The organism is Nocardia sp. NPDC057440, assembly GCF_042802915.1.
Taxonomy (GTDB): domain Bacteria; phylum Actinomycetota; class Actinomycetes; order Mycobacteriales; family Mycobacteriaceae; genus Nocardia.
In genome coordinates, this window is record NZ_JBHVDF010000008.1 from 82,580 (window position 1) to 94,616 (window position 12,037).

The following is a 12,037-nucleotide window of genomic DNA, read 5'->3' on the forward strand; positions in this document are numbered from 1 at the left end:
TAACGTTGCGCACTGAGGTGACAGCCACGGTGTCAGAGCCGTCGGGTCGGCGTTCCCTCAGTACAGGGGGTTGAGGAACACCTGCCCGAGAAGTGGCTCTGTCCGAGGCAGCGCGACCGCAGATGGTTTCTGTGCCGATCGGTCAGCTGCGATCAGAACTGCCGGGTACGCCGCGGTAGAGCATGTCTTATGTGGCTTTGGAGTGGCTGCCAGCGATGATCTTGTGTCGTGGTGAACGAGGTTTCGCGACTCGGATCGAGGCTGGATAGCATCCGGATTATGTCCGAAGACGATCAGGCCCGAGTCAGGGCCTACATCGAGGAGTTTCGCGCCAAAGCTGGCTATCCCGCATTGCCCGCTCATCGCCTGGGCGAGCTCGTCGACGCGATATCCGCTGACCCGGGCGGCGGCACTGAGCTGCTGGTCCGTGCCCTGTCCGAAGGGCGAACGCTTTCCCAGCGCGAGCAGATTGTCCTACTGTGGAACGCGGGGAAGCGCGCAGAGGCTGAGCAACTCGCCCTTGATGCCGCTGCGGCCGGCGAGCCGATGGCGCTGCGCGACTTGATCAATCACCATCGGCGAGCAGCTGATCGGGAACGCAGGGAAGAGCTTGCCCGCCTCGCTGCGGACCACGGAGATCACCAGCCATTGCGTACAATCGCCTACCGCTATGAACGCGGCGGCAACAGCCAGCGTGCTGCGCAGTTCTACCAGCAGGGACTGGAACGCGGTGACCAACAGGCGGGTGCCGAGCTTCGACGCTTAGAGCGTGCCTTACGTGGCTGTGATTAGCTAATGTGTTGGTTAACCTGTTGTCGTGCAGGAGCTTTCGCGACGGGGTCGGCCTCGTCCTACTGCCGCAGCGTGACGGTGAATGAGGGCTGATCGTCACAGATGTTCGTCGGCGAGGGCCGGGGGAAGGCGCGGAAACAGCGTGGCAGCCAGTGGTCACTGTGCAGGCCGCGAATGAAATGCCGTTGCCGGCGATGCGCGTCAGGAGCGTGATCGTCTGGATGTGGTGAGGGTGAGATGCGACTAAACTTCTGGTGATGGAGCGACGCAGCGAGGCCGCACGAAGCCGTGGCGGAGGCGATCGCCGGTCGCCGTTCGACCGGTTCGTCGAGCGGGCCGAGCTGCGAGTGAGCCAGGCTCCGTTCTTCTTCGTCTGTGCCGGGATCGTCGTGGCGTGGCTGATCAGCTTGCCATGGTGGACAGACCTCAAGACCTGGCAAGTGGCCATTCATACCGTTGCGAGTGTTTTCACGCTGCTGTTGGTGGTGTTGCTCGAGAACGCCAGCCGCCGCGCAAGCGAGGCCTCGCAAGAGAAACTCAATGTCATCGCCGAGGCGCTGGCCGCGCTGCTGGCGTCATCCACATTCAACGATTCCGAGCTTCGAACGGCCGCGGATCGGCTGCGGGAAGCTGTTGGACTCGAAGAGCGCCACTGAGATGTGGTCCTACGGGGGATCGGCTCTTGGTCCTCCGTGAGGTTGTAGGTGCCGTGGGGCAGCGCCGATCCTGCCGCGACGACGTAGCCGCCGACGCCGCGGCTGTCGACCCGTCCGATTATGTTGTGTGGCAGTGGTTGTCGTGGTGCCTGGTAGTGGAGGTGTTCCTCCGATGCCGCGAACATGGGGAGGGGAGCGGCTGGACCGCCTCGTCCGCGAGCGTGGCCGGGACGTCGTAGCCATCGCGGCCGTGGCGCCACTTCGATGGAGGTAATCGAGCGTGGCTGGTGTCGAGGTCGAGCACATGCAGACCCGACGGTGTCTCATGCGCTGATCGGTGGTGAGGTCCGGCGGGGTTCGACCCCTCCACCTGGCAGCGACAGTGGGGCTTCGGTGTGCCCGATCCGCCCTGCTGCCCCGGGCTTTGCCTGGGCGATGCGAGCGTAGAACAGCGACACCCCTTCGGCAACGGGTTTGCCAAACCGTTACCAAAATTGTCCGATTCTTCGAATTCTTGTGTCAGGTAGGCGTTTTCCTGTTTGCGGTGAATGCGCTTGTGGAACTGTGTAGCGCATGGATTCGACGAACGCCGCCGCGCGGCTGCTCGCAGAGGTCCTCGCGGCCGGATTCACTGTCGATGGGTTCATCCGCGCTCTACGCGCCGACCCGAACGCCGACACCGCCGTCCTACCGCCGCTTTCGGAGCTACGGCGCATACCGCCAGCCGGACACAGCTACCGATCCGCCCAACCCGTTCGACACTATGGTCGACATGCCGAGCGGCTGTAGACTTGGCGCATCGAGCGGTCCTACCCTGACCGTTCGCGACCCCGTCTGGACCCCGCGGGCTGCGACTGCGACGTAGCCGATCCGCCGTCGTCGTGGCACTTAAGCTGCGGCTCATGCCTATTAGTCGTATGAGCGTCCTCGGACTCATCAGCTCTTCCTTCGCCGCGGCGGCCATCGGATCGGCCCCGATTGCGCTCGCGCATCCCGCGCGCCCGGTCGAGGTCGAGGCGGCGGCCTGCGGAACAGCGCTTTCCTCGGCTGAACTGGGCACCATCGTCCGGTCGTCCGATACCACAACGTTGGCCGGAGATTCTTTACAGCGGTTGGAGACCGCCGTGCGGCGCCATCGTGAGATCACCCGGATCCTGGTTGCCCACGGTGATCGGCGCGGCGTGTTCTCGCTGGGGCTTGATGCGGTAGAGGAGTCCGCGGTTATGCCGCTGCAGCGCGATCCGAGTGCGTTCCTCCACCGGGAGTACGCACATGCGATCAGTCTCGAACTGTTGCGCCGTTATCTCGACAACGTGCACGCCGCATTCAGCGGCGGGGTGGTCGAACCGCAGTGGGCGAACTACTTCGAGATGGCGCAACGCTGTGATGTCTCCGCGGCGCGACTTGCCATGGCGGGCTACAACGCCCACCTCGCTGTCGATCTGTCGTATTCGGTAGCCGCGGTGGCCAGTGCACCGCAAAACGCGCACGACTACTTCAAGATCGTCGACGCCATCGCCACCGCGGGACAGGTGATCGTGGATCGCACCGAGCAGGTCTACCACGGTGACCTCGGTCCGCTGTGGCGGTTCTACTTCGTCGGCGAAGGCCTGGACCTGCTGTTGGGTCGCGGCGTGGCGACCGGTCCGCTGCTACGGCTCGCGGACCTCGGTGCCAACGTGGTGATTTTCGGTAACGGTCTGGCATTGCGGGATTCGGCGCTGCACGATCCGACGACCGCGGAAATCCATCTGCTGACCGACACAGCCGAAGTCGCCTTCGATGTCCTCGTGCAGCTTCGCGGTCTATGACCCCGGTACGGCGCGTTGCTGCGGACCCGGCGGCGCGCAAATCCTCGATGTGTGCCGCTCCGCAGATGGACGGCGAAACCGCTGGATCCTGGCCATGCCAGGACGCGGTTACGTGCAACGGGATGCCTGAGTTCAGCATCAGCGACACCGAGGTAATCCGCAGTCCCTTCAACGAGATTCGCCGCGGGGCACTGGGTCCACGACGACGACCCTGATGGCGTGGCCCGCGTCATCGCCGATTTCCTGGGCGACACACTCGATAGCCGCTTGCCGTGTGTTCGATGAGCCGCGGTTCGGGTGGGTTGCAGGAAGGACCGAATCGAGGTGGATCGTGTCCAAGGGTCCACCGATCCTGGCGGGAAACGCCGCGGCACTACCGCGCGTACATCCACGACCCGACCGCCGCTACGGTGGGATGTCATGGACACCGTTGCGGCCGCCCCGCCGGGGTCCGTGCACGGCTCGCGACCGGCATCGGTGGCGGCGAAGCTTCGATTCTCGGCCACGATTCGGGATGCGCGGCCGATAGTCGTCGTAGCCGGATGCCTCATCGTCCTGCAACTGGTACTGCGCTGGTGGGTAGTCGGCAATGGTTACTTCTACTGGGACGATCTCATCCTGGTCGGGCGGGCGGACAGATACCCGGTGTGGTCCACGGATTTGCTGCTGTACAACCATGATGGGCATTTCATGCCATTGGCATTCGCCACGGCGTGGGTGGTGACCGCGGTGGCGCCGCTGGTGTGGGCCGGACCGGTGGTGTCGCTGCTGATCCTGCAACTCGCGGCATCGGTGGCTGTACTGCGCATGCTGATCGTGTTGGCCGGCGCACGGTGGACGGTCCTGGTCCCGCTGCTTTTCTACCTGTTCTGTCCGTTGACGCTTCCGGCGTTCGCGTGGTGGGCGGCTGCCTTGAACGCGCTGCCGCTGCAATTCGCACTCGCCTGGGTGATCGGCGATGCGGTGCTGCTGGTCCGCAGTGGTCGGCCTCGATACGCGATATCGGCGATATCGGTGTTTGCGGTGGCCCTGCTGTTCTTCGAGAAGTCGGTGATCGTCCCGTTCGTCGCGTTCGCCGTTGCTGCACTTGCTCAATACGTCGACGGGCGTGTGGCCGCGATTCGGGTGGTGGCGCGACGTGGTGCGGCGCTGTGGACCGGATCCTGCTTGGTGCTGGTGTGCTGGTTGATGGGGTATCTCACGGTGGTCGACATTTCCGCCCTGCACAACAGCTTGGACGAACTGCGGAATCTGCTGCCGGGGGCGACATCACTGGGCATCGTGCCGACTTTGCTCGGCGGGCCATGGATCTGGGAGCGGTGGCTGCCATCGACACCGTGGGCGGATCCGCCGGGCTGGGCAGTGGTGTCGGCCTGGGGCACGCTCGGTGTCGTGGTGGTGCTGTCGATGCGTGCCCGGCTCAGGGTGGGGCCGGTCTGGCTGACGGCAGCGGCGTACGTTCTGGTGGCCCAGCTACCGGTGGCGCTGGCCCGCGGCGGACCGAATACCGCGGCGGAAATCATGCAGTCGCTGCGTTACTTCGCCGATATGGCAGTGGTGCTGGCGGCGGTGGGGGCGCTGGTGCTTCGTGCCCGCCCGCGATCATCGCGCGGCCGGGCGCACGCCCTGCTGCCCGGCCCTCGTGCGGCGGGCGCAGTGCTGGTGGTGTTCCTCGTCAGCAGTCTCTGGTCCACGCACACATTCATGCGATCGTGGCGCGCCGGCCCGACCAGAACCTATGTCACGAACGTGAAGTCGGCGCTGGACGAGCTGGATGACGCGCCCCTGCTCGAGCAGGAGGTGCCATGGAATGTCCTGAATCCGCTGGCATATCCTCAGAATCTGGCCAGTCGGGTGCTGGCGCCCGTCGCGCCTCCCGGCACATTCGCTGCCTCGACGCCACATCTGCGGATGATTACCGACACCGGCGAGATCGTCGAAGCGGCGGTCTGGTGGAACCGAAGCATTCGCCCCGGGCCAGAGGCGAACTGTGGTTACCGAATTCATGGCACCGCACCGGTCGAACTGCTGCTCGACGGCCCGATGCTCGAGCACGAATGGACCGCGCAGCTCAACTATCTCGCGAACCGGGATGGGCGGATCACCGTTGCCTTCGAACACGGCGAACCTGTCGCGGCTCCGGTCCGGAAAGGCCTGAACACGGTGTTCGTCCGGATCGTCGGCAGCGGATCTGTACTTCGGATCGTGTCTCGCACACCAGGACTCGACCTGTGTATCGGGTCAGGTCCGGTCGGCGTCGCGTCCTACGACAACTGAGCAGAGGACACAGACGGCAATGTTGCCCGATCGCCTGCAGGTACTGAGCGAGATTCACCGCACACTCAAACCTCGCGGCAGAACAGTGCTCAGCGACTTCGTTGAGCAAACGCAGCCGACCGTCGAGGAAATGGGATCTTCTGGCGGCTGTATCGACGAGCCGGACGTGTGGGCACCAGGAGCCCGGGGGAGAGGGGGCATCCAACCCAGTCGTATATCAATCGTGTGGAAAGTGGAACTCCCGTCGGAGTCCGGCACATTCACGAAAGGTGTCGGTCGGCCGATCAGTTGCCAGCTTGGCGCGATCCCGTGGGGACCCTGGGCCGGCACGACCACCACCACTGACGCGCCTTCGTCGACGGCGTAGTCAAAGGTGTTCAGGGTTGCACCGCCCCCTCCGCCGGAGGATTTCATCCCGCTGACTGTGCTGCAGTGGAGTGAACGCCGCTAGGACGGTTGGTTCACGGAAGATTCCGCTGTCGCGGTGCGGTGGAATGACCGAGCTCGCCATGATCGGTACGTTGGCGAGCATGCGCACCGATGGAGATTCCTGGGACATCAATACCAGTGTGGGATCTACGGCGTTGTTCGTCGCGGCGGCTCGCGCGCTGGGCGGCCGCGCGGCCGATGCGCCGGCGCAGGACCCGTTCGCCGAGCTCTTCGTGCGGGCCGCGGGCGGGGAGTGGGCCGACCTGCTCGACGGTCGAGTGCCCGGCCATCCACTGCTGACCCGCGAATTCGGAATTCAGTTCCAGCAGCATCAGGTCGCCGCACCCGATACTTCGACGATTACCTCCACGCGGCCGCGGCCGCCGGCATCCGGCAGGTGGTCATCCTCGCGGCGGGCCTGGACGCCCGCGCGTACCGGTTGCCGTGGCCCGACGGCACCGTCGTCTACGAGCTCGACCGGGCGCAGGTGCTGGCGTTCAAGCGCGAAACTCTCGCGCAGGCCGGGCGCCAGCCGATCGCCGAGCGCCATGAGGTGCCGGTGGACCTGCGCGGGGACTGGCCGAAAGCATTGCGTGACAGCGGCTTCGATCCTGCCCTGCCGACCGCGTGGCTGGTGGAGGGCCTGCTGATCTATCTGTCACCGGCTGCACAGGACCAACTGTTCGACGCCGTCGTCTCGCTCAGCGCGCCCGGCAGCTGGGTCGCGATCGAGCAGATGGATCCGCTGCCCGCGGAGGCCGCCGCCGCGATGGCCGAGCAGGGCGACGCGGGCTCGGACTGGGTGCGGTTGATCTACAACGACCCCCGCGGTGAGGCCACGGAATGGTTCACCGACCGCGGTTGGACCGGTGAGCGCGTCTACCTCAACGACTACATCCGCGACCTCGGCCACACTCCGGCCGCCGAGCATTCATTGATCAGCCTGGTCACCGTCATGTGGCCCTGAGCCGGTTTCGGCGGACAGTTCGCGCCAGCGGACCGCGTCACCGTTCGGGTCTTGCAGACCAACCATGACCGTCTTGCCCGATCGCGGAACGGTGTCGGTTGTGCGACGGATCGGTGGAGATTCCGCTCGTTGATGTGTCAGCAAGTGTGTAGCTACCACATGCTGGCAGGGATCGGCCCTGCTGCACTCGGTGAAAGGAGATACGCGGTGGCATTGGGACGTCGTCGGCTACTGATCAGCTTCGCCGGTGCGGGTGGCCTCGCCCTGGCCGGATGCGGGCTGCGAGAACTCGCGCCCGCCAAACCCGCCACAATCCGATTCGATCCCCCACCTGGCACCCACAACATCGATGCGCGGAGCCCCGGCATGGTCACGGTCACCGACGGGACACTGCGGTCGGTCGAATGGATCGACGAAACGGGCAGATCACTGCCGGGCGTACCGGCACCCGATCATCGAACGTGGACCAGCGCCGAACCGCTCGGCTACGGACACGCCTACACCGCGAAAGCCGTGGCACACGGCGAAACGGGCGACGTCACCGCGACGACAACCTGCACCACGGTACAACCGCAACAGCTCATCGACGTCTCACTGCGCTCCGCCAATCTTGTCGAACTGGCCGAAAACGACACCTACGGAGTGGGTTTCGTGCTCGTCGCCCATTTCGACGAACCCGTCGACCGGGCGGCCGTGGAACGCCACCTGAAGGTCACCACCCAGCCCGCCGTCACCGGTGCCTGGTACTGGCTCGACGATCACAACGCACACTGGCGGCCGGAGCACTATCACGCGCCGGGAACCAGGATCACGATCGCGGCCGAACTCTTCGGCCTCGCGCTCGGCGAAGGCCGCTACGGCCTGCGCGACCAACGGGTGTCGGTGGTCATCGGCCCCGCGCACGTCGCGATCGCCGACGACGACACCAAACAGATCGAGGTGTTCGACAACGGGAACCTGGTGCGAACCATGCCCACCTCGATGGGCAAGGGCGGCACCGCGGCCGTCGGGTCCAATTATCTGTCGTTCTGGACTCGCCCCGGCATCTACACCGTGCTGGACCGAAACGACCCGGTGATCATGGACTCCGCCAGCTACGGCCTGCCGACCAACTCCGGCGGCTACCGCACGAGCATCAACCACGCGGTCCGCATCAGCCACGACGGAATCTTCGTGCACGAACTGGCCGCAAGCATGTGGGCCCAAGGCAACACCAACGTCTCACACGGCTGCCTGAACATCTCCCCCGACGATGCCGCATGGTTCTACGACTTCGTCATCCCCGGCGACGTCGTCGAGGTCCGCAACACCGGCGGCGACCCCCTCGACATCTGGCAGAACGGCGATTGGAGCATCCCCTGGTCCGACTGGCTTCGCGGCGGCGCCCACACGTGACACGAAAGGATCGCACCATCCCTCTCACCGGGATTCGCAACCCCGATAAGCGCACTCTGCTCGGATCGACCTCTCACCGTTGGTAAATCGCGCCCCCGCGTGGTGTGCCGGAGCGTTGCTAACCTCTGCCTGAATACCGACATGACGCAAGGCGACACCGTCGGCAAACCAGGCGGTACGCGTGAATATCTCGAATTCCGACCAGCACCGAATCGGTCGATCTCCTCGACCCGAAGAGGAATTGCTCTCGCAGTTGGATGCCTTCATCACCGGTATGCGGGGCGAAGAACCGTATGTGCTCGGGTTTCCCGGCAACCTCGAGTTCAGTTTCAGCCGACTCGGCGGGCTACTGGACGTCCTCATCAACAATGTCGGCGACCCGGGCAGCGCGGACAAGTCGGATATCAACGCCAAAGCGATGGAGCGCGCGGTCGTCGACTTCATGGCTCGGCTGGCCAACGGCAGCCCCGACCGAACCTACGGATACGTGACCAGCGGCGGCAGCGAGGCCAATCAGTTCGGACTCGATCGAGGCTGCACCTTGCTGCCCGACGCCAGGGTCTACTGCAGCCAGGCCGCCCACTATTCGATCCGAAAGAACGCGCGGCTGATGCGAAAGGAACTGGTCGTCATCGGGTGTGATGCCCAGGACCGCATGGATGTGGCGGGAGTTGGCGCGCGAATGCCGTCGCGACGCCGGTAGAGGTGCGGTGGTCGTTGCGACCAGCGGGACCACGATGACAGGCGCGATCGATGATGTGGACGCGATTGTGGCGGCGGCCTCGGCGGCGGGCCCGGTGTATGTGCACGCCGATGCGGCGCTGTCGGGGCTGATCGTGCCGTTCACCGCGGACAGTGCATCCTGGGGCTTCGCACATCGCGCGGTCGGCAGCATCGCGGTGAGTATGCACAAAGGGCTCGGCATGCCCGTCCCCTGTGCGCTCGCGATGTGCCGATCGGAATTGGTTGTCGCCGAGGTGGAGGGCGAGTATGTCGGCACGACCGACGCCACCCTCGGCTGTTCGCGCAGCGGGCTCGCCAGCGTGCTCATCTGGTTCGCGCTCGCGTCCAAGGGATTAAAGGGGTTGGCGCGCGATGCCCGCGCGGCCCTCGACATGGCCCAGCAGACCACCGAGCGTCTTGCCGCGGCAGGGTTGCACCCTGAACTGCACCCTTCATCGATCGTGGTGGTCTTCGATCGGCCCGCCGAGTGGATCTGCGGCAAATATCACCTGGCGACGGTCGGCGACCGGGCGCACATCGTGACCGTGTCGCACGTAAGCGACCACATCGTCGAGGAACTGTGCCGAGACGTGGAACGGACTCGGGAAATCGCCACGGTTATCGCGGGCTGCCTATTGGCGGCCGGGCATAGGTCGCGCGAAGCGGAACCCCCCTTGCCCCTGCCACCGACTACGCGAGTGTCGGCCGCTCCGTGCTCGTCCTAGCGAGGCCGCGATGTACGAAGCACCGCACTGAGAAGTCGGTATCCCGGTGCTCAACACCAGTGTCCGAGAGGGGACTCGACCACTACGCACACGTCCGTCGTCAGGAGAAACTGCTTTCCGACTGCCCGGGCAACGCCATCAGTTCAGGCCGATCGGCGAGCGGTGACCAAGAGATACTCCCACTCCATCCGCCCGTTGCCCAGGTCGTGCTGGGATGCGAGATCCGCGAGTTCCCGGTCCAACCGCGCGATCCGGTCGGGTTCCGCGGCAATGGCCTTGTACACGGCGACCGTCGGTCCGTAGTAGGCCTTGAAGAAGTCGCGGAACTCCGCGCCGTCAGCGAAACGATCGATGACCGCGTTTTCGCGTCGCAGCTCCAGGTCGGCGACGCGATCACCCAAGAGCGACCGGACATGTGTCTCGTCGCCCCACATCGGAGGCGGCAGCGCACCGGTCGGGGGCGGCGGAGCGAACGGTTTCATCGTGGCGAACATCTGCCCGATGAATCCGGTGGGTGTCCAGTTGATGAGCCCGATCGTGCCGCCCGGCTTGGTGACCCGCACCAGTTCGTCCGCGGCCGCCTGGTGGAACGGCGCGAACATGATGCCTACGCACGAGATCACGGCGTCGAACTCGGCATCGGCGTAGGGCAACGCCTCGGCGTCGGCTTCCTGCCACTGCAGGTCGACGCCCCGGGCGGCGGCGAGACGCCGGCCCGCGTCGAACAATTCCGGTGTCAGGTCGCTCGCGACGACGTCCGCACCGGTCTCCGCGGCCGGGATCGCTGCATTCCCGGATCCGGCCGCAATGTCCAGCACGCGCTGACCCGGGCCGATACGGCAGACTTCGATGAGACGCCGGCCCAGCCCAGGGATGACTTCGGTGGCGACGGCCGGGTAGTCGCCCAGTGCCCACATTGCACGATGCCGCGCCTTGAGGTCAGCGGGGCGGGATTCGGTCATCTGATGCTCCCTCTGTAATCGGGTGGCGGAGGCTGCCGAACCTGATCGATGGACAACAAGTCGCGAAGCCAGCTGTTGTGCAGGACAAGTGTGGCTGAACGTTGAGCGTTGGTGTGCCCAGGAAGGCCGCTGCTGGAGCAGCCGATGTGCGCGGGCTGACACGACCGCCGTTTCGGCCTGTGCAGGCCCGGCGCCGCGCTACCGTGCAGCGGGTTCTGCTCATGCTCTTTCGATGCGGTACCAGAATCGCCAGTCGCCGGGGTCCTCGGGTTCAATATGGTCAGCATCCGGTTCGATCGAACCAAACCATTCTGCTGGCAAGCCGGTGAAAACGCGCCGGTACGGTCGCAGCTTTTGTCGGGATCGAATGTGTCCATTTCGATACCGGTAATCTCCATGGCGATATGATCCTCCACGACGCCCTCGAACAGCGGTAGGTTGATGTGCACCGTGTTGCGGCCCGGCTTGTCTGATTGTGGTAGTGCCCTTTCTCGGGCAATCGAGGCTGAGCATCTCGACATTCCAGTGCTGACTCTGGCTGACCCCGAAGCCCACCATCCGGACATGGGTAAGTCGATCCCTGTGCTGCACCTGACGATGCATCCAGCTTCTCTGGGCTAACGCTCTTCGACGGACCTCGACGGGCAATCGTCCACAGCGAGGCACATTTACCCAGTCGACCAGGCCGCCCCGAACCAGCCGCTTGCCGGCGGCCGCCAGATGGTCCAATCTCGGACCCCCTCAGAACCGTGCGTGCGTCATTTCGACGCACACCGGCGGGGTGAGATGCTGCCGACAATTCAGGCACCACCGTGAAGTGGGAATGATCTGCAGTAGGTGGACCGGGATCTCGGCATGACAGCGGCGGCAGCGGCCGTAACGGCCTGTGGTGATGAGCGTGAGAGTTTCATCGATGTCGGCCAAAACTTGTCGTGCTGCCGCGGCCAACTTGATAGTGACCTCATGCCTAGCCGTATCAGCCGCGTTGGTGGGTGCGGTGGCGCGGTCGATTTCGGCTTCGAGTTCAGCCAGCTGCTGCAGGCGGAAGCGGCGTTGCTGGTTCAGTGTGGCTCGTAGCACGGGTAGGTGGTCGGTAAGGCGGTCGCGGGCGGCGGTGTGTGCGTGGGCCATCTGGTCTCCAGGATTGGTGGTCGAGGTGCGGTCAAGTGAGGGGGCCGGAGGGCTGGCCAGCGGCCCTGTAATGACCACCTCCACGCCATCTGAATATTCGCTGACAAGGCCAGGACCGTTTACATAAAACGGCCGCGCCTGCCCGCCTGCGACAATTGCCGATGCGCCA

At 65.0% G+C, this 12,037-nt stretch carries 12 protein-coding genes; 9 read left to right on the forward strand and 3 right to left on the reverse strand.

Annotated elements, in window-relative coordinates; genetic code table 11:
* Positions 1-279 precede the first annotated feature (279 nt).
* The 5 genes from ACFU4Z_RS18470 to ACFU4Z_RS18490 all read left to right on the forward strand — a co-directional run bounded on the left by ACFU4Z_RS18470 (position 280) and on the right by ACFU4Z_RS18490 (position 5,536).
* Positions 280-792: a hypothetical protein gene (locus ACFU4Z_RS18470; protein WP_379064438.1), complete on the forward strand. Its 513-nt coding sequence runs from the start codon at positions 280-282 to the stop codon at positions 790-792.
* A gap of 257 nt (positions 793-1,049) precedes the next feature.
* Positions 1,050-1,448, forward strand: a complete 399-nt coding sequence (locus ACFU4Z_RS18475; RefSeq protein WP_379064440.1) for a low affinity iron permease family protein — start codon at positions 1,050-1,052, stop codon at positions 1,446-1,448.
* Positions 1,449-2,021: 573 nt separating this feature from the next.
* Positions 2,022-2,237, forward strand: a complete 216-nt coding sequence (locus ACFU4Z_RS18480; protein WP_379064442.1) for a hypothetical protein — start codon at positions 2,022-2,024, stop codon at positions 2,235-2,237.
* Positions 2,238-2,350: 113 nt separating this feature from the next.
* Positions 2,351-3,259 carry a DUF5995 family protein gene (locus tag ACFU4Z_RS18485; protein WP_379064444.1) on the forward strand — a complete coding sequence of 303 codons (909 nt, stop codon included), beginning with the start codon at positions 2,351-2,353 and terminating at the stop codon, positions 3,257-3,259.
* Between the two features lie 420 nt (positions 3,260-3,679).
* Complete coding sequence (locus ACFU4Z_RS18490; RefSeq protein WP_379064446.1) at positions 3,680-5,536, forward strand: hypothetical protein; 1,857 nt, start codon at positions 3,680-3,682, stop codon at positions 5,534-5,536.
* A gap of 461 nt (positions 5,537-5,997) precedes the next feature.
* Here the strand turns inward: ACFU4Z_RS18490 and ACFU4Z_RS18495 are convergent, their stop codons facing one another.
* Positions 5,998-6,297, reverse strand: coding sequence for a hypothetical protein (locus tag ACFU4Z_RS18495; RefSeq protein ID WP_379064850.1), 300 nt, complete (start codon positions 6,295-6,297; stop codon positions 5,998-6,000).
* Between ACFU4Z_RS18495 and ACFU4Z_RS18500 the strand changes: the two genes are divergently transcribed.
* The 4 genes from ACFU4Z_RS18500 to ACFU4Z_RS18515 all read left to right on the forward strand — a co-directional run bounded on the left by ACFU4Z_RS18500 (position 6,219) and on the right by ACFU4Z_RS18515 (position 9,775).
* Positions 6,219-6,932, forward strand: coding sequence for an SAM-dependent methyltransferase (locus tag ACFU4Z_RS18500; protein WP_379064448.1), 714 nt, complete (start codon positions 6,219-6,221; stop codon positions 6,930-6,932). The genes ACFU4Z_RS18495 and ACFU4Z_RS18500 overlap by 79 nt on opposite strands.
* A 159-nt stretch (positions 6,933-7,091) precedes the next feature.
* Positions 7,092-8,327 (forward strand): Ig-like domain-containing protein, encoded by a 1,236-nt coding sequence (locus ACFU4Z_RS18505; RefSeq protein ID WP_379064450.1) that lies wholly within the window; start codon positions 7,092-7,094, stop codon positions 8,325-8,327.
* A gap of 181 nt (positions 8,328-8,508) precedes the next feature.
* A complete protein-coding gene (locus tag ACFU4Z_RS18510) occupies positions 8,509-9,030 on the forward strand; it encodes a hypothetical protein (RefSeq protein ID WP_379064452.1) in 522 nt (173 codons plus the stop codon).
* 7 nt (positions 9,031-9,037) lie between these two features.
* On the forward strand, positions 9,038-9,775 hold the full coding sequence (locus tag ACFU4Z_RS18515) for a pyridoxal-dependent decarboxylase (protein ID WP_379064454.1): 738 nt from the start codon (positions 9,038-9,040) through the stop codon (positions 9,773-9,775).
* 143 nt (positions 9,776-9,918) lie between these two features.
* Here the strand turns inward: ACFU4Z_RS18515 and ACFU4Z_RS18520 are convergent, their stop codons facing one another.
* Positions 9,919-10,737: a class I SAM-dependent methyltransferase gene (locus ACFU4Z_RS18520; RefSeq protein WP_379064456.1), complete on the reverse strand. Its 819-nt coding sequence runs from the start codon at positions 10,735-10,737 to the stop codon at positions 9,919-9,921.
* Between the two features lie 741 nt (positions 10,738-11,478).
* Entirely contained in the window at positions 11,479-11,952 is a 474-nt protein-coding gene (locus ACFU4Z_RS18525) for a TraR/DksA family transcriptional regulator (protein ID WP_379064458.1), read from the reverse strand.
* Between the last annotated feature and the right edge of the window lie 85 nt (positions 11,953-12,037).